At 61.5% G+C, this 22,313-nt stretch carries 21 protein-coding genes; 12 read left to right on the forward strand and 9 right to left on the reverse strand.

Features of this window, described 5'->3' with window-relative positions:
- Nucleotides 1–120: 120 nt before the first annotated feature.
- From OOZ53_RS14190 to OOZ53_RS14210, 5 genes are all read left to right on the forward strand, one after another.
- Entirely contained in the window at nt 121–3,756 is a 3,636-nt protein-coding gene (locus OOZ53_RS14190; RefSeq protein ID WP_271090267.1) for a hydantoinase B/oxoprolinase family protein, read from the forward strand.
- A 103-nt stretch (nt 3,757–3,859) separates the two neighbouring features.
- On the forward strand, nt 3,860–5,116 hold the full coding sequence (locus OOZ53_RS14195; protein ID WP_271090268.1) for a BtaA family protein: 1,257 nt from the start codon (nt 3,860–3,862) through the stop codon (nt 5,114–5,116).
- Complete coding sequence (locus OOZ53_RS14200; RefSeq protein WP_271090269.1) at nt 5,113–5,757, forward strand: class I SAM-dependent methyltransferase; 645 nt, start codon at nt 5,113–5,115, stop codon at nt 5,755–5,757. The genes OOZ53_RS14195 and OOZ53_RS14200 overlap by 4 nt, the downstream gene beginning before the upstream one ends.
- Nucleotides 5,758–5,820: 63 nt before the next feature.
- A complete protein-coding gene (locus OOZ53_RS14205) occupies nt 5,821–6,600 on the forward strand; it encodes a glycoside hydrolase family 25 protein (protein WP_271090270.1) in 780 nt (259 codons plus the stop codon).
- 65 nt (nt 6,601–6,665) lie between these two features.
- Complete coding sequence (locus tag OOZ53_RS14210) at nt 6,666–7,862, forward strand: lytic murein transglycosylase (RefSeq protein WP_271090271.1); 1,197 nt, start codon at nt 6,666–6,668, stop codon at nt 7,860–7,862.
- A gap of 3 nt (nt 7,863–7,865) precedes the next feature.
- On the opposite strand, the gene OOZ53_RS14215 is transcribed toward OOZ53_RS14210, so the two are convergent.
- Entirely contained in the window at nt 7,866–9,227 is a 1,362-nt protein-coding gene (locus OOZ53_RS14215; RefSeq protein WP_271090273.1) for a cation:proton antiporter, read from the reverse strand.
- A gap of 173 nt (nt 9,228–9,400) precedes the next feature.
- Nucleotides 9,401–9,661, reverse strand: coding sequence for a hypothetical protein (locus tag OOZ53_RS14220; protein WP_271090275.1), 261 nt, complete (start codon nt 9,659–9,661; stop codon nt 9,401–9,403).
- Between the two features lie 171 nt (nt 9,662–9,832).
- On the opposite strand from OOZ53_RS14220, the gene OOZ53_RS14225 reads away from it, so the two are divergent.
- Nucleotides 9,833–10,777, forward strand: coding sequence for a DMT family transporter (locus OOZ53_RS14225; protein ID WP_271090277.1), 945 nt, complete (start codon nt 9,833–9,835; stop codon nt 10,775–10,777).
- 450 nt (nt 10,778–11,227) lie between these two features.
- Here the strand turns inward: OOZ53_RS14225 and OOZ53_RS14230 are convergent, their stop codons facing one another.
- The 6 genes from OOZ53_RS14230 to ettA all read right to left on the reverse strand — a co-directional run bounded on the left by OOZ53_RS14230 (nt 11,228) and on the right by ettA (nt 17,097).
- Nucleotides 11,228–11,818: an FMN-dependent NADH-azoreductase gene (locus OOZ53_RS14230; RefSeq protein WP_271090279.1), complete on the reverse strand. Its 591-nt coding sequence runs from the start codon at nt 11,816–11,818 to the stop codon at nt 11,228–11,230.
- A gap of 139 nt (nt 11,819–11,957) precedes the next feature.
- Entirely contained in the window at nt 11,958–12,881 is a 924-nt protein-coding gene (gene metF / locus OOZ53_RS14235) for a methylenetetrahydrofolate reductase [NAD(P)H] (protein ID WP_271090281.1), read from the reverse strand.
- A 2-nt stretch (nt 12,882–12,883) separates the two neighbouring features.
- Nucleotides 12,884–13,903: an ArsR/SmtB family transcription factor gene (locus OOZ53_RS14240; protein ID WP_271090282.1), complete on the reverse strand. Its 1,020-nt coding sequence runs from the start codon at nt 13,901–13,903 to the stop codon at nt 12,884–12,886.
- A gap of 186 nt (nt 13,904–14,089) precedes the next feature.
- Nucleotides 14,090–14,686: an MOSC domain-containing protein gene (locus OOZ53_RS14245; protein WP_271090283.1), complete on the reverse strand. Its 597-nt coding sequence runs from the start codon at nt 14,684–14,686 to the stop codon at nt 14,090–14,092.
- Nucleotides 14,687–14,742: 56 nt separating this feature from the next.
- On the reverse strand, nt 14,743–15,423 hold the full coding sequence (locus tag OOZ53_RS14250; RefSeq protein WP_271090284.1) for an SDR family oxidoreductase: 681 nt from the start codon (nt 15,421–15,423) through the stop codon (nt 14,743–14,745).
- A gap of 24 nt (nt 15,424–15,447) precedes the next feature.
- Complete coding sequence (ettA, locus tag OOZ53_RS14255) at nt 15,448–17,097, reverse strand: energy-dependent translational throttle protein EttA (RefSeq protein WP_271090285.1); 1,650 nt, start codon at nt 17,095–17,097, stop codon at nt 15,448–15,450.
- A 315-nt stretch (nt 17,098–17,412) separates the two neighbouring features.
- Here ettA and OOZ53_RS14260 point away from each other — a divergent pair, with 315 nt between their 5' ends.
- From OOZ53_RS14260 to OOZ53_RS14285, 6 genes are all read left to right on the forward strand, one after another.
- Nucleotides 17,413–17,643: a hypothetical protein gene (locus tag OOZ53_RS14260; protein WP_271090286.1), complete on the forward strand. Its 231-nt coding sequence runs from the start codon at nt 17,413–17,415 to the stop codon at nt 17,641–17,643.
- 100 nt (nt 17,644–17,743) lie between these two features.
- Nucleotides 17,744–18,481 (forward strand): DUF6969 family protein, encoded by a 738-nt coding sequence (locus OOZ53_RS14265; RefSeq protein WP_271090287.1) that lies wholly within the window; start codon nt 17,744–17,746, stop codon nt 18,479–18,481.
- Between the two features lie 42 nt (nt 18,482–18,523).
- Nucleotides 18,524–19,492: an alpha/beta fold hydrolase gene (locus OOZ53_RS14270; RefSeq protein ID WP_271090289.1), complete on the forward strand. Its 969-nt coding sequence runs from the start codon at nt 18,524–18,526 to the stop codon at nt 19,490–19,492.
- A 113-nt stretch (nt 19,493–19,605) separates the two neighbouring features.
- Nucleotides 19,606–20,403: a TerC family protein gene (locus OOZ53_RS14275; protein WP_271090290.1), complete on the forward strand. Its 798-nt coding sequence runs from the start codon at nt 19,606–19,608 to the stop codon at nt 20,401–20,403.
- On the forward strand, nt 20,396–21,574 hold the full coding sequence (locus OOZ53_RS14280) for a CaiB/BaiF CoA transferase family protein (protein WP_271090291.1): 1,179 nt from the start codon (nt 20,396–20,398) through the stop codon (nt 21,572–21,574). Before OOZ53_RS14275 ends, OOZ53_RS14280 begins: the two co-directional genes overlap by 8 nt.
- Nucleotides 21,575–21,644: 70 nt before the next feature.
- Entirely contained in the window at nt 21,645–21,857 is a 213-nt protein-coding gene (locus OOZ53_RS14285) for a hypothetical protein (protein WP_271090292.1), read from the forward strand.
- Nucleotides 21,858–21,901: 44 nt separating this feature from the next.
- Here the strand turns inward: OOZ53_RS14285 and OOZ53_RS14290 are convergent, their stop codons facing one another.
- Nucleotides 21,902–22,240, reverse strand: coding sequence for a protein tyrosine phosphatase family protein (locus OOZ53_RS14290; RefSeq protein WP_271090293.1), 339 nt, complete (start codon nt 22,238–22,240; stop codon nt 21,902–21,904).
- Nucleotides 22,241–22,313: the final 73 nt, after the last annotated feature.

Below are 22,313 nucleotides of genomic sequence, written 5' to 3' on the forward strand. Positions count from 1 at the left end.
GCAGTCCCGTTGCACCCATTTTGGCGAACGCATGCGCCCGGTTCCTTGCCAGACACCAGAATTCTGTAGACAGACACCACCCGCCCATGCATCTGTTCGGGCCAGCGAAAGGACTGATACATGGCTGAAAAGTGGGATTTCTGGATCGATCGTGGCGGCACATTCACGGATGTCGTCGGCCGCTCGCCATCGGGCGCGCTCATTCAGAGAAAATTGCTGTCCGAAAATCCCGAAGCCTATCGCGACGCGGCCATCCAGGGCATTCGTGACGTTCTCGAAGTGCCACAGGGATCGCCCATCCCCAGCCACCTCGTCGGCGAGGTAAAGATGGGCACGACCGTAGCCACAAACGCCTTGCTGGAGCGTCGCGGCGACCGCACGCTGCTTGTGATCACCCGTGGATTTCGCGATGCGCTGCGCATCGCCTACCAGGCGCGGCCCGACATCTTCGCCAAGGAAATAATCCTTCCCGAACAGCTCTACGAACAGGTGGTCGAGGTCGAAGAGCGCGTCCGCGCCGACGGAACCGTGGAGGCGGCACCTGAACCGGAACGGATCAAGCAGAAATTGCGGGACGCCCATGACACGGGAATCGAGGCCGTCGCCATCGTTTTCATGCATTCCTGGAACTATCCGGCCCATGAGGCGCTGGTCGCCGATCTCGCCCGCGAAGTCGGTTTTCAGCAGATCTCGGTGAGCCACCGCGTATCGCCGCTCGCCAAGCTTGTCGGGCGCGGCGACACGACGGTCGTCGATGCCTATCTCTCGCCGATCCTTCGGCGTTACGTCGACGAGGTCGCGGCCGAACTGGGCGCCGAAACCGGCGAAGAATCGGGCTCGTCTCCGTCGCTGAAATTCATGATGTCGTCCGGCGGACTGACGGCCGCGGGGTTATTCCAGGGCAAGGATGCGATCCTGTCGGGACCCGCCGGCGGTGTCGTCGGCATGGTCGAAACGGCGGGCCTTGCCGGCTTCGACCGCGTCATCGGCTTCGATATGGGCGGCACCTCCACGGACGTCGCCCATTTCGACGGGGATTACGAACGCGCCTTCGATACCGAGGTCGCCGGCGTGCGCATCCGCGCGCCGATGATGCGCATTCACACAGTCGCCGCGGGCGGCGGCTCGATCCTCCATTACGAGGCCGGTCGCTTCGGCTGCGGCCCGGATTCCGCCGGTGCCGATCCGGGCCCGGCCTGCTACCGCCGCGGCGGGCCGCTGGCCGTCACCGACGCCAATGTGATGCTCGGCAAGCTGCAGCCGGATTTTTTTCCGGCGATTTTCGGCCCCGGCCAGGACGAGCCGCTCGACACGCAGATCGTGCGCCGGAAATTCTCGGATCTTGCCGACGAAATCGGCGATGGCCGCACGCCCGAAGAGGTGGCGGACGGCTTCGTCAAGGTCGCGGTCGAAAACATGGCCAACGCCATCAAGAAGATCTCCGTCCAGCGCGGCCACGATGTCACCCGCTACCTGCTCAACTGTTTCGGCGGCGCCGGCGGCCAGCATGCCTGCCTCGTCGCCGATGCACTCGGCATGGAGGCGATCCTCATCCACCCCTTCTCCGGCCTTCTTTCGGCCTATGGCATCGGCCTTGCCGGCCTCTTCGCGTCCCGGCAGCAGGCCCTCGTCAAGCTGCTTGAGCCGCAAACCCAGGACGATATCTCCCGCATCATCGACCGTCTGGCGGGCGAAACCCGCGACGAACTCGAGGCGCAGGGCGTCCCGCAGGACGCCGTTTCGTGGCGCCCGCTCCTGCACCTGCGCTATGACGGCACCGATACACCGCTGACCGTCGATTTCAGCGACCGGTCGCAACATGGCGCGCGCGCCGCCTTCGAGGCCGCGCACAAGGCGCAGTTCGGCTTCATTTACGACAACAAGCCGGTCATCGTTGAAGCGGTTGCCGTCGAAGCCAAGGACAGCCGCAGCAATGCCGCCGCCGAGCCGGATCTTCCGCTGGCGGCCGACGAGCCGAAGCCGGGAGAGACCCGCAACCTCTTCTCCGGCGGCGCCTGGCACGATGCGCCGGTCTATCTGCGCCGCGACCTGCTTCCCGGCCATGCACTGGATGGCCCCGCACTCATCATCGAGGCCAACCAGACGATTGTCGTTGAGCCCGGCTGGCGCGCCGAGATCAACGCCAAGGATCACGTGCTGATGCGGCGGCACGAAAAAATGGTCCGCCAGGAGGCCATCGGCACCCGCGACGCCGATCCGGTCATGCTCGAAGTGTTCAACAATCTTTTCATGTCGATCGCCGAGCAGATGGGCATCACGCTGCAGAACACGGCCTATTCGGTCAACATCAAGGAGCGCCTGGATTTTTCCTGCGCGGTGTTCGACCGCAACGGCGCGCTCGTCGCCAACGCGCCCCACATGCCGGTGCATCTCGGCTCGATGGACCGTTCCGTCGAGACGATCATCCGGCTGAATGAAGGCAAGATACGACCGGGCGACGTCTTCGCGCTCAACGCGCCCTATAATGGCGGCACCCATCTGCCGGACATCACCGTGGTAACCCCGGTCTTCGACGATGCCGGAAAATCGATCCTTTTCTATGCCGCCTCGCGCGGCCACCATGCCGATGTGGGCGGCACGGCCCCCGGCTCGATGACGCCGCTGGCGACGACCGTGGACGAGGAAGGTGTTCTCATCGACAATTTCCTCGTCGTCGACCAGGGCCGCTTCCGCGAGGAGGCGCTGATCGAAATGCTCACCGATCACCCCTACCCGGCCCGCAATGCCCAGCAGAATGTCGCCGATCTCAAGGCCCAGATCGCCGCCAACGAGAAAGGCGTCGCCGAACTGCGCAAGATGGTCGATCATTTCGGCCTCGACGTGGTCGAGGCCTATATGGGCCATGTCCAGGACAATGCCGCCGAAAGCGTGCGGCGGGTGATCGACGCGCTTTCCGACTGTTCCTACGAATACGCCACCGATACCGGACAGCTTATCCGCGTGAAGATCTCCGTCGACCGCGAAGCGCGTACCGCGACGGTGGATTTCACCGGAACATCTCCTGTGATGAAGAACAATTTCAATGCACCGGAACCGGTCACGCGCGCTGCGGTTCTTTATTGTTTCCGGGTCATGGTCGAAGGCTCCATTCCGATGAATGCAGGCTGCCTTCGCCCGATCAATATCGTGCTGCCGGATGACTGCATGCTCAGACCCTCCTATCCGGCGGCCGTGGTCGCCGGCAATGTGGAGACCTCACAGCATGTCACCAATGCGATCTTCGGCGCCCTTGGCGCGCTCGCCAACAGCCAGGGCACGATGAACAACCTGACCTTCGGCAATGACCGTTATCAGTATTACGAAACGATTTGCTCCGGCTCGCCCGCCGGTCGCATGAACAACGGTCACGGCTTTAACGGAACCTCCGGCGTGCATGTGCACATGACCAATTCCCGCCTGACCGATCCCGAAATTCTTGAAATGCGCTTTCCCGTCCTCCTCGAGGACTTCCATATCCGGGAGGGCTCGGGCGGAAAGGGCCGGTTCAGTGCCGGCGACGGCACGCTCCGCACCATCCGCTTCCTGGAGACGATGGAATGCGCGATCCTTTCATCGCACCGCAATCGGCCGCCGGAGGGGATTAACGGCGGTGGCGACGGTGAGGTCGGCCGCACCGACATACGCCGCCTGGACGGAAGCATCGACGCGTTGAAAGGCTGCGACCAGACGGTTCTCGAAGCCGGCGAGGCAGTGATCCTGCAAACACCGACCGCCGGCGGCTACGGTACCGGCTGAGCCGTCCTGCCCAGCCGAGTCACCGAACCGTCATCCACCTGTCATCCATGTGTCATGGCGCGGGGGTACCCGCGTTTCAACGAACGCGACACACAGGTGATTCATGTCCGATGCGGTCAATCAGGCGGGTCTGCCGACAAGCACCATCCGCAATCTCGGCAACGCGGTCTACCAGAACAGATTGCTGTCCCGTCAGGGTTTTTCGGAGCGGCTTTTCGCAATCTTCTTCACCAACCTTGTCTATCCGCAGATCTGGGAGGATCCGCAGGTCGACATTGAAGCCATGGAGCTTAACGAAGAGCACAGGATCGTCACCATTGCATCCGGCGGCTGCAACATGCTGGCCTATCTGTCCCGCAGCCCGGCCCGCATTGATGCCGTCGACCTGAATGCCGCCCATGTGGCGCTCAACCGCCTCAAATTGACCGCGATGCAGCACCTGCCCGGCCATGGCGACGTGGTGCGTTTCTTCGGCAAGGCCGATCAGAAACACAACAGCGCCGCCTATGACCGGTTCATAGCCCCGCATCTCGACACCAAATCGCGGGCCTACTGGGAGCAGCGCACCTGGCGCGGCACGCGGCGGATCGCCGCCTTCAACGGCAATTTCTACAAGACCGGCCTGCTGGGCTGGTGCATCACGGCCGGCCATCTCGTGGCCCGATTGCATGGCGTCGATCCCTCCGAAATCATGCAGACACGCTGCCTTCGCGAACAACGGCATTTCTTCGACGCGCACCTCGCGCCGCTTTTCGATCGCCCGCTGGTGCGCTGGGCAAGCGGGCGCAAGGCATCGCTCTTCGGCCTCGGTATCCCGCCTGCACAGTATGACGAACTGCTTGCCGCCGGCGACGACGGAACCATGGCATCGGTGCTGAGGGAACGCGTCGAGAAACTGGCCTGTCATTTCCCGCTGCGTGAGAACTACTTCGCGCGGCAGGCATTTTCGCGCAGCTATGGCGAGGATGAGAATGCATCCCTGCCCCACTACCTGGACGCCGACCACTATGAAGCCGTCCGCGACGGCGCGGGCCGTGTCGCCGTTCATCATTGCAGCTACACCCATCTTCTCAGCCGAAAGCCGGACCAATCGGTCGACCGTTTTGTGCTGCTCGATGCACAGGACTGGATGAGCAGCGAACAGCTCAACGAATTGTGGGGCGAGATTACCCGGACAGCTGCGCCCGGAGCGCGGGTCATCTTCCGCACCGCGGGCAAGCCTTCGATCCTCGACGGCAAGGTATCGGATGATCTGTTGTCGAAATGGGACTACCGCGCCGAGGAGTCCGCGCGTCACTGCCGACGCGACCGCTCGGCGATCTATGGCGGATTTCATCTCTACGTTAAACTGGAATCATGAGCAGCCCGACCCATGCCGCGCTGATGGACGGTGTCTACCGCCGCCAGAAGCACATTTACGATGCGACGCGCAAATATTTCCTGCTTGGCCGCGATCCGATGATCCAGCAACTGGACGTTCCGCCCGGCGGGGCTGTCCTGGAACTGGGCTGCGGCACCGGCCGCAACCTTGTGCTGGCTAACCGGCATTATCCCGATGCGCGGTTCTACGGGCTGGATATCTCTGCCGAGATGCTCCAATCGGCCGAAAAGGCCGCAGCCAGGGCCGGCTTCCGCCCGCACCTCGCCCGCGCTGATGCGGCCACGTTTAATGCAGGGGAGCTGTTCGGCCGCGCAAGCTTCGACCGGATCTTCATTTCCTACGCGCTGTCGATGATTCCGGCCTGGGAAGAAACCATCGAACATGCGCTGGGTCATCTGCCCCCGGGCGGTTCGCTCCATATCGTCGACTTCGGGCAACAGGAAAGGCTGCCCGCCTGGTTCCGCTCAAGCCTTTTTGACTGGATTGCGCGATTTCACGTGAACCCAAGAGAAAAACTCTTTGAATTCATTGATGAAAAAGCAAGGAATAGCGGTGCGGTTTCGCGCTGCAATCCGCTCTTTCGGGGCTATGCCTGGCACGCCATTGTTCAAATGGCGTGACCATCACTCAAATGTCTATTACAAGTCTTTATAGTGATCGACTTGTGATTCGGCCCTTACGAGATGCTCCGTCCCGGCTTTGCACTGATCCCCCTGCTCGCTCTGCTTATGTCCTGCACGACCTACGACCTTGGGCTCGAGCAGGAAGTGTCGCCCTCGCGCTACGGGGACGCCGACCCGCAATATTTCGGAGCCAGACATCCCGGCACCCATGAGGTCCATGGCGTCGATGTCTCGAAATGGCAGGGCGACATCGACTGGAAGAAGCTCCGCAAGGCAGATATCGCCTTCGCCTATATCAAATCGACTGAGGGCGGCGACCACCGCGACGAGCGATTCCTGGAATACTGGCGCGGCGCCAAGCGCGCGGGCATTCCGCGCGGTGCCTATCACTTCTACTATTTCTGCCGCACCGCCAGGGATCAGGCCAACTGGTTCATCAAGAACACGCCGCGCGATCCGTCGGCGCTGCCGCCGGTGCTGGATATCGAGTGGAACCACAAATCGCCGACCTGCAAGAAAAGGCCTTCGCCCGAAAAGATACGCCGCGAGATGCGGGTTTTCCTCAAGCGCGTTGAAGCCCATTACGGCAAAAGGCCGCTGGTCTACACGACGGTCGACTTCCATCGCGAGAACCTCGTGGGCCATTTCAGCGACTACCACTTCTGGGTCCGTTCCGTGGCCGACCACCCGGACGCGGTCTACACAAACCGGGCCTGGCACTTCTGGCAATATACCGGCACCGGGCGCGTACCGGGCATCACCGGCGACGCGGACATCAATGTCTTTGTCGGCAACCGAGAGCAATGGGCCAAGTGGCTGGCGAATACGTCACGCCAATAAATGCCCAAATTCCGGGATTACGCGTTGAACAAGCAGTCGAGAAACAGCTTCAGACAGGGCAAAATATGAAATCACCGATCACACGCACCGCCATCAGCCTCCTTGGCGTTCTTTCCGTTGCCATGACATCGCCCGCGTTGGCCGCCGAATGCGGCGGCAATCTGGGACAGTTTCTCAATGGGGTGAAACAGGAAGCGGTTTCGCAAGGGATCTCGGCACGCGCCGCCGACCGGGCTCTGGCCAATGCGGCAATCGACAACAAGGTGCTGCGGCGCGACCGCGCGCAAGGCGTGTTCAAGCTGACTTTCCTGGAATTCTCGAAACGCGTGATCAGCCAGAACCGCATGGATCACGGCCGGAAGAACATGTCGAAATACGCCGCCGTTTTCGATCGCGCCGAGCGCGAATACGGCGTGCCGCGCGCGGTGATCACGGCCTTCTGGGGTCTTGAAACCGATTTCGGTGCCGTACAGGGCGACTTCAACACCATCAACGCGCTGGTCACCCTTTCCCATGACTGCCGGCGCCCGGAACTTTTCCGTCCGGAACTGATCGCCGCGATCAGGATGGTCGAGAACGGCGATCTCGATCCGGCGCGCACCACCGGCGCCTGGGCAGGAGAGATCGGCCAGGTGCAGATGCTTCCCGTCGATATTCTGGAATTCGGCGTCGATGCCGACGGCGACGGCCATGTCCGTTTGAAGGCAAGCGCGCCCGACGCCATTTTGACCGGCGCGAACTTCATCCGCCATCTCGGCTGGCAATCGGGCCAGCCCTGGCTCCAGGAAGTGATCGTTCCGTCCGGCCTTGCCTGGCAGAATACCGGTCTCGGCAAGGCCCTGCCGGTAAGAGAATGGTCGGCCAAGGGCGTTCAGGCCAAGGAAGGCTCGCTGGCCTCGAACGACCTTGCGGCTGCGCTGATCCTGCCCCAAGGACGCAAAGGCCCGGCCTTTCTCGCCTATCCGAATTTCTCGATTTATCTCGAGTGGAACAAATCGTTCATCTACACGACCAGTGCCGCCTATTTCGCCACCCGTCTCGGCGGCGCCAGCCGTTACAATGCCGGCAATCCCGACCCGGGCCTTTCCGACGCGCAGATGAAAACCCTGCAGAGGATCCTCCAGGGCAAGGGATACGATGTCGGCAAGATCGACGGCATACTCGGCGCCGGCACGCGCGCCGCGGTCCAGAAAGAGCAGCTGCGTCTCGGAATGCCGGCTGATGCATGGCCGACGCCGCAGCTTCTGTCGCGGCTTCAATAGACCTTACTGCGCCGCCTCGCCGGTCTTTTCCTTTTCCGGCTGCTCCGCGCTGATATTGGCGTCGTCGGCTTCGGCCTGCTTGGCCTTCTCCGCCCGCCGGTGATAGAGCGCAAGCCGCGCCGCGCGATAGCGCAGCCGCGCATGGAACACCGCGCGGTCCACCGCTTGGCGGCCGCGCTGCATTTCGCCGATCTCGGTCGCATAGGCCTCCATCAGCGCCGACCTGTATGATGTGAGCCCGGCCGTTGCCACCCGTTCCACGCGGCGCATCAGATTGGCCCATAGCGGAGAGATCAGAAGCGAGATTGCGGTCACGGCGATCGCCAGGCGATAGGCATCGCCGCTGAGTGCCGCCGCGCTCAGGCCGGCGGCCGCCAGCACGAAGGAGAACTCACCGATCTGCGCCATGGAAAGGCCGGCGACGAGCGCCGTCTGCTCGCTCGAACCGGTCAGCCGCAGAAGGGCGATATTGAGGATCGATTTTGCGGCGATGACCGCCAGCGAAGCGGCAACGACCAGCAGCAGATTGTCCCAGATGAATCTCAGATCCATGAGCAGGCCGATCGAAAGGAAGAAGACGACCAGGAGCACGCTCTGGATCGGCTCGATCACCGGAATGATACGGCTGCGCAGCGTCGAATTGCCGATGAGAATGCCGGCAACGAACGCGCCGTAGACGGGCGACAGGCCAGCAACGCCCGATATGGCGGCCGCCGAGAAGCAAAGCGCCAGAGAGCCGAGCGCCAGGATTTCAACCTTGTTTTCGATCTGCTCCGCGAACGGCACACGCAGCTTGCCGCGCCTTCCGAGCCACCACAAAAGGCCGCCGAGAAACGCCACGGCAATCACCACCTTGAGCGTCACCGCCGCGAAATCGATGTCGCCCGAGCCGAAGCTGCTGACAAAGATCAGCATCGGAACGACGGCAATGTCCTGCGCGATGAGAACACCGACCGCGATGCGCCCCTCCTCGCCGCGCAATACGCCCATATCGTCGAGCATCTTCATGGCGACGACGGTGCTCGACATGGCGATGATGAAGCCGAGGATGACGGATTCGGCGAGGCCAATGCCCAGACCAAGACCGATGAGAATGGCGACGATCAGCGCCGCCGTGATCTGACCGCCTGCCACCAGCAAGGCCTGACGCAGGGTCAGCACGAACGCCCGAAGCGAAAGCTCCATGCCGATGAAGAAAAGCAGGACGAGCACACCCATCTCGGCAAGCAGGTTGACGCTTTCCGATTCCGGAATGACGCCGAAGCCGGTGGGCCCGAGCGCAACACCGGCGAGGATAAAACCGACGAGCGGCGGCTGCCGCAACCAGATCAGTCCAAGGCCCATAATGCCCGCGACCGCAGCCACGAATGCGATACCGCTCAGGGCTGCGCCGTGCGATGCGGTTTCCGCGACCGCTGCTGGGACGGTACCTTCCAGATAACTTCTCCTGCCGCGGCAGGGCGATCGGCCCTGCTGTTGATGTCCCGGTGATTTTTACACGGTGCCGGACGACCGGCAACCCGCCGGGAAACGTCCGATCAGACCTTGTCGAACTCGTCCTTGTCGGTCGGCAGCAACAGGACGGCGGTCGTCAGATAGGCAAAGCCGAACGTAACGCCGAAGGAAAAAAACATGATGAACAGGGCGGTGGCGACATGCCGCGATTCAAGGACGAGGCTGCCAAAGCCGTTGATGTCGAAATAGACGACGCCGGCCGCCAGCGCCCAACCGATACATATACCGACCAAGCTGTTTCTAAGTACAAACCGTACGAGTTTCGGCAATTTGGCTGTCATCATGGCCGATTGTCCCGTGGCACCACTGATCACGTTTCAAGGCACTTTACCGCATGACCGGTGTTGCGGTCACTGCTACCAATTGTCCGCAAGGACGGCGCAAGAATCGGATGGCGTGGCATCCATCCCCGCCTTAAGACCCTGTTTGTCCAATTGACGATCTGCGGAGATGGAATGACCGAAGGCACCAATCCAATCAGCCCGATGATCTGGCTGCTGCTCTTTCTCCTCGGCGCGATCTGGGGCGGGTCTTTCTTTTTCGCGCGTGTGGCGGTCGAATATGTCCCGCCCTTGACGCTTGTCTTCCTGCGCGTGTTCCTGGCGGCGCTGGCCCTGCACCTTTATCTTTTCGCACGCAACGGCCTCTATCGCACGATCCTGGCGCGCTGGCGCGCCTTTCTGTTGTTGGGCTTTCTTAACAATGCCATTCCCTTCACGCTTATCTTTTTCGGCCAGACCGAGATAGGCGCCGGCCTTGCGGCCATCCTCAATGCCACGACGCCGCTGTGCACGGTGGTGATCGCCAACGCGCTGACCAGCGATGAAAAGATGACGACGCTGAAGATCGCCGGCTGCCTGCTGGGCCTCGCCGGAACCGCGGTGCTGATCGGACCGTCGGCGATATCCGGGCTCGGCGCACCGGTGTGGGCACAGCTTGCCATTATCGGCGCCGCGGTCTCCTACGGCTTTGCCGCGACCTATGGCAAACGCTTCGGCGACTTGCCGCCGGTCGTGACCGCGACCGGACAGCTGACGGCCTCATCGGCGATCATGCTGCCGGTCATCCTTCTCCTCGACCAGCCATGGACAATCCCCTTCCCGCCGGCAGGCATCGTGGCCGCGATCCTGTTGCTCGCGGTCCTGTCGACCTCGCTCGCCTACATCCTCTATTTCCGGATTATCGCCGCCGCCGGCGCGACCAACGCATCCGTGGTGACGCTTATCGTTCCGCCGAGCGCCATCCTTCTCGGCGTCGCATTCCTCGACGAACGGATGACGGCAGAGGCGCTCGCCGGGCTTGTGCTCATCGCACTCGGCCTTCTGACCATTGATGGCCGGCCGATAAACTTTCTTAAAAATAAAATGAAATTAATGATTTATAGGAAAAGTGAGCGTTGAAGGCCGTGTCCGGCCGGGCAACAAAAACCCTTTGAAATTGACGGCACCGCCACAAAGTCGCCACGAACGGCTCCTTCGCACCTGCAAAATAAGGGTGAATCTGGCCCATGATTCACACTTTTTTGGCACCAAACTAAGTCAATGAATTTCATGCGCTTAAAAAGCTAAAATTTGAAATATCCGTTGCGTCTTTCGGCAGCGCAGCAACTATTTTGCTTTTCAATCCGCTTGTCTCCGGCATAGCATTTATCGGTAAACCGCAGGGAGGTCCGCTATGGGATTGGCGCGTTCGCTCAATGTCCTGGTGATCGGTGCAGCGTTCCTATTCATCGCCCTGATGCTTTTTTTGTAAGCTGATGGCGATTGGCCGCCGCAGGACCGGCTGGCCCTGAACAATCGACGGGGATGGTTTTCACCATCCCCGTTTTGATTCCGGGCCTTCGCCTGGCTTCACGCCGCCGCCTTCTCAATGGCATCACGTGCCCGCTTCACACTGTCGTCGGCCGCCATGGCCAACTGATCCGCGGCAATGAATTCGACATCCGTGACGCCCAGAAAGGCAAAGACATGCCTCAGATAGGGTGTGACGAAATCGGCCGGACTGCCCAACGGAACACCGCCCGAAGCGTTCACCACATAGATCTTCTTGCCCGCAAGCAACCCTTCCGGCCCCTGCTCGGTGTAGCGGAACGTGCGGCCCGGCTGAGCGACGTGGTCGATCCAGGCCTTCAGCGCTGCGGGAACGCCGAAATTATATGTCGGGGCTCCCACCACAATGATGTCGGCTTCCGTCAGTTCCTCAACCAGCACGTCCGTTTCGGCCAGCGTCGCATGCTGCTGCTCGGTCCGGTCTGCCGCCGGAAGCACGCGGTCGGAGACCCAACTCTCGCTCGGGAAGGTCAGACCGTCCGCCACATCGCGCGTGCGAACCGTTGCATTCGCATGTTTGCGCGCAAGAACTTCGACCAGTTCATCGGTCAGTTTCCGGCTGACGGAATCGTTGCGCCGCGCCGACGAATGGATGGTCAGAATGTGGGTCATTGTTGCTTCTCTCCGCTGTGAAGGATTGCGCCGGCATCAGGCCGGCCCTTCACGCAGAGATAGTCGCAAACGGGATGAGCATAAGTCCCGGAATGAAGGACTTACTGTTCAATAAAAATGAACAAAAATCCAAAAATCGTCAAGCAGCAGCGATCGAGGTGACCGTGCCGCCGGCCTTTGGCGCGCGCAGACCGAGCAGATGGCAGATCGCGTAGACGAGCTGCGCCCGGTTCATCGTGTAGAAATGGAAATCCTGCACACCGCGTTCGACAAGATCCATCACCTGATCGGCGGCAACCGCCGCCGCAACCAGCGCCCGCGTCTGCGGATCCTTGTCCAGCCCCTCGAAACGGGTCGCCAGCCAGTCCGGAATGGAAGCGCCGCAAAGCCCGGCGAATTTCGCGACCTGCTGGAAATTGTGCACGGGAAGAATACCCGGCACGATGGGAATATAGATGCCGGCCCGTCGCACGCGCTCGACATAGCGCTCATAGGTGTCGTTGTCGAAGAAGAATTGGGTGATCGCCCGCGTCGCACCGTTGTCGACCTTGCGCTTGAGCATGTCGATATCGGTCATGAAATCGGGGCTTTCGGGATGTTTTTCCGGATAGGCCGATACGGTGATCTCGAAATCGGCGAAGGCTTTGAGGCCCGCCACCAGTTCGGCGGCATTGCGATAGCCGTCCGGATGGGCATTATAAGCCGTTCCGATGCCTTCGGGGGCGTCGCCGCGCAGAGCCACGAAATGGCGCACGCCGGCCTGCCAGAATTCACGCGCGACCGCATCCACCTGCTCCCTGCTCGCATTGACGCAGGTCAGATGCGCCGCCGGAGACAGTTCGGTTTCTTCCAGTATCCGCTTGATCGTCGCCAGCGTCGGCTGACGCGTGCTTCCGCCGGCGCCATAGGTGACCGAAACGAAATCCGGCCCGAACGGGGCAAGACGCATGATGCTCTCCCAGAGCTGGCTTTCCATGTCGCCCGATCTGGGCGGGAAGAACTCGAAGGACACATTCATCGAATCACCCAGGGGGGACGGGCCGGAACGGCGCAGGACGGACATTGTTATGCAACTCCTTTTACGGGTGATTCACTTTCGGCGCTTTCGGCGATAACAAGACGCGGGTCGCGCGCCAGCCAGATGCTCACCGTCAGCCCCTTTTCAACTTTGTCTTCCGGTGTCAGCGCGACGACCTTCTCGACATTGAGGCCGGCCTCGCCGAGCCAGGTCGAAACGGCGTCAGCCGGGAAACCCAGACGCAAATGGGCATGCTCATCACGCAGATATTCGAATTCATGCGGGGCGAAATCGACGACAATGACACGCCCGCCGGGGCTCAGCATGCGTGCCGCCTCGGCAATCGCCTCCTCTGGATGCTGCAGGAAATGCAGGACCTGGTGGATCGTGATCAGATCGAATGAACCGCGCTCCAGCGGCAGGTTCAGGATATCGGCATGGCGCACGGAAGCGTGCGTGATGCCGGCGGCATCGATGTTCGTTCGGGCAACTGCCAGCATATCGCGGCTGGCATCGACCCCGACGCCGCGCCGGTAAAGCGGCGAGAAGAGCTGCAGGATGCGGCCGGTGCCGGTGCCGAGATCCAGCATGGAATCGAACGGCGTATCGCCGATCATCTCAATCAGGGCCTCTTCCACCTGATCGTCCGAAATATGCAGCGACCGCAATTCGTCCCACTCGGCCGCATTGCGGCTGAAATAGGCCTGGGCACGTTCCGCGCGCGCCTGCTTGACGGAACGCAGCCGCTCGCTGTCACGCGAAAGCAGCGGGTCCGAAGCGGAAACGGATTCGACGATGTGGCGCGCCAGTGCATGCGATCGCCCATCGCCGCTCAGGCGAAAATAGGCCCAGGCGCCTTCCTGGAAGCGCTCCACCAGGCCGGCTTCGGTCAACAGTTTCAAGTGACGCGAAATGCGCGGCTGCGACTGCCCGAGAATTTCCGTGAGATCGGTGACCGTCAGGTCGCCGCCGAACAACAGCGCCAGCACCCGCAGCCGCGTCGGCTCACCGGCTGCCTTGAGCACATCAACGGCCTTTTCCAGGCTCATCTTGTTGTTATCCAGCATGGCTTCCTCGATCACTTCACGACTGGCCGCAAAGCCTGCATGAAATCACATAAAGATATCTTTATATCATTTTCTCCTGTGGCGCAACAGGAAATCAAAATGTCGCGCACAAGAAACAATGGCAGCAATTTGCGACCAACAGGTGAAGAAACCGTCTGGATGCTTATGAATTCGTGAGAGAATTGGCTATGCCGACTGCGCCCCGGAATAGATCCACTGTTCCGGTATCTGGGCGCGGACCGCCTCTCCGGCCCGGATCGTTCCGGGGATTTCCACCCAGGCAAGAAGTCCCCGGCGCCGCTGCGCCGCCTTGACGAAATCCAGCGGCAGCGCAGTCTGGTCGCGATCCGGATACTTTTCGGCAATCGCCGAACCCGCCACCCGGCATGGCAGATTCTGGAAATCGATCTTCAGCGTCACACCACCTTCGAAGAAGAGCAGCGTCCTGGCCGGCAGCATGGAAAGATGCGCAATGCCTTCAATGGTCAGATTGCCGCCGATCCACTCCGGCCGGATCTCGCCAATACCCATATCCGCCGCCACGCCAGCCAGTTCGTCCGCGCACAGGATGGTGATCTGCCGCTCGTTGCGCATTTCCGTTCCGCGCGGATACCACGGCTCGCGCGCGCCCGCGCGGCGTGTCAACCCGGCATGACGGTCACCTGAGATTCCCTCGAAAGTCAGCTCAAGGCTTTCGACCGGCTGCGTTGTGAAGCTATTGCCGGTCGCCGAATAGACGGCGCCAACCTTGCCGATGGCTTTCTGCTGGCCGATGATTTCCATGAACGCAGCGTCCCTGTTCAAGAAGTTACGCGATGCAGCCGAAGCCGCAGCGCAAATTACCAGGCCAGTCGCTCGCCGTCCCAGTTCCAGAAATGGCCGGTTGAGGACAGTTCCAGCTTTTCGCAAAGATCAAGCACACCCGCCGCACTTTCTTCCGGGCTGATATCCGCGAAACTGCCGCCCATATCCGTGCGCACCCAGCCAGGATGCGCCGTCGCCACTGTGATGCCTTGAGGCCGCAGCTCGCTGGCAAGGCCCTGCATGACCTTGTTGACCGCTGCCTTGGAGGCCCGGTAGGCGATACGGTCGGATTTGGCGTGGGACATGGAACCCATGAAGCTGGAAAGCGTCAGGATGCGGGCATTCGCACTGCGCTTCAGATGCGGCAGGAAGGCATGCACGACCCGCAGCGGCCCCACCGTATTGATCGCCAGCGTATCCGCGAAGCCGTCATAGTCCATGTCGAGCACCGATTGCCGTTCCGGCCCGATCACGCCGGAACAGTTGACCAGGATGTCAACCGGCCCCTCGATCGTCGCCGCTGCCACCTCGACGGCCGCCCCGTCACGCACGTCGAACACGAGCGGCGTGAACCGCTCCGTGGCCAGATCCCGCAGAAGATCGGCATGGGACGCCTGGCGGACCGAGCCGATCACGTTCCACCCCCTGTCCAGCGCCTGCCTGGCCATCTCGTGACCGATGCCGCGTCCGACACCGGTAATCAGGATCGTCGTCATGCCCGCCTCCCGTTTCATATCAGATCACCGCGTCAGCCGCTTGTAGGTCACCCGCTTCGGATTGACGCTGTCCGGGCCCAGGCGGCGGATCTTGTCCTTCTCGTAGTCCTCGAAATTGCCCTCGAACCATTCCACATGGCTGTCGCCTTCGAAGGCCAGAATATGGGTCGCCAGCCGGTCGAGGAACATGCGGTCGTGGCTGATGATGACGGCGCAGCCGGCAAAGTTCTCAAGCGCGTCTTCCAGCGCCGCCAGCGTTTCCGTGTCGAGGTCGTTGGTCGGCTCGTCGAGCAGGATGACATTGCCGCCAGACTTCAGCATCTTGGCAAGGTGCACGCGATTGCGCTGCCCACCCGAGAGCGTGCCCACCTTCTGCTGCTGGTCGCCGCCCTTGAAATTGAAGTTCGAGCAATAGGCGCGCGAATTGATCTCGTGCTTGCCGAGCTTGATGATATCGTTGCCGCCCGAGATCTCTTCCCAGACGCTCTTGTCGGCGGCGAGCGCGTCGCGGCTCTGGTCGACATAGGAAAGGTTGACCGTCTCGCCGACATTGATCGAACCGCCATCCGGCGCCTCCTGGCCGGTGATCATGCGGAATAGCGTCGTCTTGCCGGCGCCGTTGGCGCCGATCACGCCGACAATGCCGCCGGGCGGCAGCTTGAATTCCAGGTCGTCGATCAGCAGCTTTTCGCCGTAGCCCTTGGAGATATGATCCGCCTCGATCACCGTCTGGCCCAGCCGCTCGCCGACCGGAATGACGATTTGCGCGTCGCCGGGCCGCCGGTCCGATGCGGCCTTGACCAGTTCGTCATAGGCCTTGATGCGGGCTTTCGACTTTGCCTGCCGCGCCTTGGGGCTGGAGGCGATCCAGTCCTGCTCCCGCGACATGGCCTTTTGCCGGTTGGCCTCTTCGCGGCCCTCCTGCGCAATGCGTTTGGCCTTCTTTTCAAGATAGGCGGAATAGTTGCCCTCATAGGGAATGCCGCGGCCGCGGTCGAGTTCCAGGATCCAGCCAGTAACATTGTCGAGAAAGTAGCGGTCGTGGGTGATCATCAGCACGGCGCCGGGATATTCGCGCAGGTGCTTTTCCAGCCAGGCGATGGTCTCGGCGTCGAGATGGTTGGTCGGCTCATCGAGCAGCAGCAGGTCCGGCTGCGACAAAAGCAGCTTGCAGAGCGCGATGCGGCGTTTCTCACCGCCGGACAGATTGGTCACGGCGCTGTCGCCCGGCGGGCAGCGCAGCGCGTCCATGGCCATCTCAACCTGGCTGTCGAGGTCCCACAGATTCTGCGCATCGATGATGTCCTGCAGCGCGGCGCCCTCCTCGGCCGTCTCGTCGGAATAATTCATCATCAGCTCGTTGTAGCGGTCGACGATCGCCTTCTTTTCGGCAACGCCCTCCATGACGTTCTCCGCCACGGTCTTCGTCTCGTCGAGTTCCGGCTCCTGCGGCAGGTAACCGACCGTGGCGCCCTCTGCGACCCAGGCTTCGCCCGTGAACTCGGTGTCGAGACCGGCCATGATGCGCAGCACGGTGGACTTGCCGGCGCCGTTCGGCCCGAGAATGCCGATCTTGGCATCCGGGTAGAATGACAGATGGATGTTTTCGAGCACTTTCTTGGAGCCATAGGCCTTGTTGAGCCCGGCCATGTGATAAATGAACTGGCGTGCCATTGCGCGCTATTTTCCTTATGGATTCGAATAGTTCGGGATTGCCCCGCTTTTAGGCAAAGCCGACCGCGAGAGCAATCCAAATGTTTCGCGGGCGTATCTCTCCAATCGCTCGGCAACACGTCGGCCGACGGGCTCCTCACGCAACGTGCCGTCCTGTAAGACATTGTGAGCGCTTGGAAATCCAACCTCCGCTATCACACCGGCCTCGCAAAAGCGTGATCCCGCGCCATGCCATCGTTACTCCACTTCGCTTCCGCTTCGGTTAGTTTGCGGCGGACCGAAACGGATTTTCGGCGCAACCCAGAGGAGAACTCGATGAACAGCAAATCCAAAAAAGCACTGGCCATGATGGTTGTCAGCGGCGGCCTGGTGGCTGCAGTGGCTGCAACGCCCGCAGTCGCAGGCTGCGGCGCATGCGGTGGCACCAAGGTCAGCGCCTGTGCCGCTTGCGGCGCATGTGGTGCCTGCGGCGCCAAGAAAAAGGCCTGCGGTGCGTGTGGCGCATGCGGTGCCTGCGGCGCTTGTGGTGCCAAGAAGACCAACTAAGCTGCTTCCGTCTGCCGGGAGCCAGCGGTTCCCGGCAGCCATTGTATCCGGGATCGTCGGTCGCTAAATTTCATTTATTGATTTCATCGAGACAGGTTTCATGAATATTCCGGTGCGCGACGACCCCCAGATCGATTTCAAGTCATTGCCGCGTGAGGATCTCCTGGCAATGCAAAAAGCCGCCGACGAGATGATCGCGGTGCTTGAGCAGGCCGCGACCGAACAGAAACACATTCTCATCGACGTGCTCAGTTCCACGACGCCCGACCCTTTTACGCTTTGGCAACACTACCCGCCGGGCGATGTGCACGACCGCGAGAAGGGTGCGCTGTGGTTCTACCACGCCCATTCCGAGGATCCGGAGTCACGGCCTTGGAGCGAGCACGGTCACTTCCATCTCTTTGTCTGGACCGAACATGTCCGCGAAGGTGTCGAGCCCATCGCGCTGCCGCCCAAGCCGGACTTAGAGAATGGCGGCCTTTGCCATCTCGTGGCGATTTCCTTCGACAATGCCGGCACGCCCATGCGCATATTCACGGTCAACCGCTGGGTGGCGATGGAATGGCAGTATCCGGCCGAGGAAGTCATCCGGCTCCTCGACTTCTTCGACCTCGACAATGAAGAATATGCCCTGACATCCAAATGGCTCGTGGCCGCGCTGAAAGTATTCCGGCCGCAGATCGAATGGAGCCTGCGCGAACGCGACCGGGTCATCGACAAGATGCGCGAAAAAGACCCCGAGGGCTTTTCCGAGGATGAGGATGTCGAGGTGCTTTCCTCGTTCCCCTTCGATCTCGGCGCCCAGATCGACGCCATCGAGGACGCGCTCGCAAAATAGCGCGGCATTGCACTTTGCGCCGCCCGCGGGCAATCTCCGCCCATGAGCGGATTCGACGAACAGACCACCCTTCGATCGCCCACCGGCGCGGAACTCAACCTGCTGCACAAGAGACCGGCGGACAGGCCGCGGGCCGTCGTCCAGATCAATCACGGACTTGCCGAACACGCGGCGCGTTATGCGCACTTCGCCGATTACCTGTGCGAAGCCGGCTTTGCCGCCTTCGTTCATGACCATCGCGGCCACGGCCACACAAAGGCGCCCGATGCGCCGCTCGGAACCTTCGGCAAGGCACCGGCCGGCGAAAGCTGGAAACTGGCGGTCGCCGACGTGCTGGCCGTGCACGACCACGCGGCCCAGATTTGTCCGGACGCGCCGATCATCACGTTCGGTCATTCCATGGGCGGCATGATCGCCCTGAATTTCGCCCTGTCGCATCCGCAAAGGCAGGCAGCGCTCGCCGTCTGGAACTCGAACTTCAAGATGGGTTTCGAGGGACGCATCGCCCAGGCCGTTCTTGCCGGCGAGCGTATGCTCAAGGGCTCTGACGTGCCCAGCACCATCTTGCCGAAACAGACCTTCGGCGCCTGGGGCAAGGCGATCAAGGACGCCCGCACGGAATTCGACTGGCTGTCGCACGATCCCCAACAGGTCGATGCCTATATCGAGGATCCGCTATGCGGCTGGGATGCATCCGTTGCCCTGTGGCAGGACCTCTTTGCGATGGGTTACCGCGGCTCCGACCGCGCCGCCCTTGCGGCCCTGCCGCCCGCACTTCCGGTCTATCTGGTCGGCGGCGGCCAGGATCCGGCCACCGGCAACGGGCGTGCCGTTACCTGGATCGCGGAGCAAATGAGGGCCTGCGGCATGACGGACGTGACCGGCCGCATCTATGACGAGATGCGCCACGAGACCCTGAACGAAACCGCACTGCCGGGGGCCCGCGGCGCCATGGAGGATTTTGCCGCCTGGGCCGTCGCCGCACTTCAACGTTCTCGCGCAATCGCCTGAATTGAATCCGTAAATCCTCTCATCAACACCCGGGCCGGCGAATTTGTCGTGGCGCGTACCGGCCGGTTTTGCTACCACGAACCGAATGCAGGTAGGCAAGACGGGGACCGCCTATGCTCGAAAATCTCTTCACCATCGACCATCTGACGACATTCCTGGTGCTGACAGCGCTGGAAACCGTGCTCGGCTTCGATAATCTTCTCTATATCTCCATCGAGGCAAAAAAGGTCGATCCGGCGCGCGAGGCCTGGGTGCGGCGCTGGGGCATTATCCTTGCCATCGTTTTACGCATCGTCTTGTTGTTCGTTGTTCTGCAGCTGATCAGCCTGATGCAGACGCCATTGTTCACGCTGGACCATCCATGGATCTCCGGCGCGGTCAGCGGCCATGCACTGATCGTGCTCGCAGGTGGCGTTTTCCTGATCTACACGGCGGTCAAGGAGATCTATCACATGATCGGCGTGGACGACTTGGAACACGAGGCCAAGACGGCGCCCAGACGATCGGTCCGGCGGGCTTTGTTCTGGATCGTCGTGATGAACCTGGTGTTCTCCTTCGACACAGTCCTTTCAGCGGTCGCGCTGACCGACCATTTCATCGTCATGGCGGCGGCGATCATCATCTCCGGCGTCCTGATGGTCGTCATGGCCGATGCCGTTGCCTCCTTCCTGCAGCGAAACCGCATGTATGAGGTGCTCGGCCTGTTCGTCCTGCTTCTCGTCGGCGTCATGCTTATGTCGGATGGCGGTCACATCGGCCACCTCGAGTTCTTCGGCTACCCGATCGAACCGATGGCGAAATCGACCTTCTACTTCGTTCTGATGACGCTGGTTGCCGTCGAGGTGGTACAGAGCCGCTATCAAAGGCGCATCCTCGCCGAGGCGGCCGCGAAGCGGGCACAACATGGCTGATGCACCGCTGAAGGGCATCCGCGTCCTAGAAATGGCGCGGGTGCTTGCCGGACCGTGGGCCGGGCAGTTGCTTGCCGATCTCGGAGCCGACGTCATCAAGGTTGAAAATCCCGATGGCGGCGACGAGACCCGCCAATGGGGACCGCCATTCCTGGCCGACGCATCCGGCGAGAACCTCGGCGCGGCCTATTTCCATGGCACCAATCGCGGCAAGCGGTCCGTCACGGCCGACTTGCGCGACAAGGACGATCTGGCGTTCGTGCGCCGCCTGGCCGCCCGTTCCGACGTGATGATCGAGAACTTCAAGACGAGCGGATTGAAGAAATACGGCCTCGACTATGAGAGTCTTCGCAAGATCAATCCGAAGCTCATCTATTGCTCGATCACCGGCTTCGGCCAGACCGGCCCCTATGCCGGCCATGCCGGCTACGATTTCATCATACAGGGCATGTCCGGCTTCATGTCGGTGACGGGCGAACCGGACGGCCAGCCGATGAAGGCAGGCGTTGCCTTTGCCGACCTCTTCACCGGCCTTTATGCCGTCTCGGCCATCCAGGCAGCGCTCATTCATGTGATGAAGACCGGCGAAGGTCAGCATATCGACATGGCATTGATGGACAGCCAGGTCGCCGTTCTGGCCAATCAGAACATGAACTTCCTGGCGACCGGAAAAAGTCCGCAGCGCCTCGGCAACTTTCATCCCAACATCTCGCCTTACGAGGTTGTTCCAACCCTCGACGGCCATCTGATCCTGGCCGTGGGCAATGACGGACAGTTCGCTAGGCTGTGCAATCTGCTCGATCTGGAAGACTTGCCGTCAGATCCGAAATTCGCCACCAACCCGGACCGCGTCGCGAACCGCAAGGCGTTGCACGAACACATTTCGGCGAAGACGGAGTTTTTTGAGCGCGATGATCTGCTGGCCCGATGCGAGGCCAATGCGGTGCCGGCCGGACCGATCAACGCGATCGGCGAAATGTTCGACGATCCGCAGATCCAGGCCCGCGGCATGCGCCTTGACCTTGATGACGGTGGCGGCGGAACCCTGCCGGGTGTCGCGTCGCCCATGAAAATGTCGCAAACGCCGCCGCGCCATGATCGGCGCGCACCACGCCTCGGCGAGCACAATGACGAGGTCCGGAAGGAACTGCAACGGCTGGAGCAGTCTTGAGATCAGCCCGGGACAGTCGCCGCGTTATGGCGATAGACCATCGATGCAACGTTCATGATTGGAAGATCACATGACACAAGACAAACCGGTAAACCGGGCGACAGACTACCTGATGACTCTCCTCCTGCAGAGGCTCGAGTCGTCCAAACCCGGTTTGATTCAGGAACTGTTGGATGGTGTTCTGGCTGACACGAAAGCGGTCGCGACTGCCGGAGACATGACACCGGATGTAGAGGAAACCTTCACGGTCGCCCGTTCAATTCTGGAACGCGCACGGGGTTGACGGTTGCCGTCCGTGCTGCCGCGCCAAGATCCCGCGCGATCGGATTAAGCCCGAATGTGCAGCGTCTGCTGGTAGATTGCCGTCGAGCGGGCGCCGGAGCGGCAATAGCCGAGCATCGGGCGGTCCATCTCGTCGAGCGCGTCGACGAATTGCTGGACCTGCTCGAAACCCACACCCTCGCGGCCGACCGGAATATGCCGCGTTTCGATCCCCAGCGCCTTGGCCGCCGCGGCGATCTCGGCGAAGGTCGGCTGTTCATCGACCTCGGCGTCCGGGCGATGGCAGACGATCGCCTTGAACCCCATATCCGCGATGGCAGCGAGATCCTCGACCGTTATCTGGCCGGCGACGGAATACTCATCATTGATCTGGCGGATGTCCATGTCTCAATCCCTGCGGTGATGGTTTTGCCCGTCTTATAGAGCATGTATCCCGCAAAGAGAATATCGGTCGGCA

The sequence above is a fragment of the Allohoeflea poritis genome (assembly GCF_027889715.1).
In the GTDB taxonomy this organism is placed as follows: Bacteria; Pseudomonadota; Alphaproteobacteria; order Rhizobiales; family Rhizobiaceae; genus Hoeflea_A; species Hoeflea_A poritis.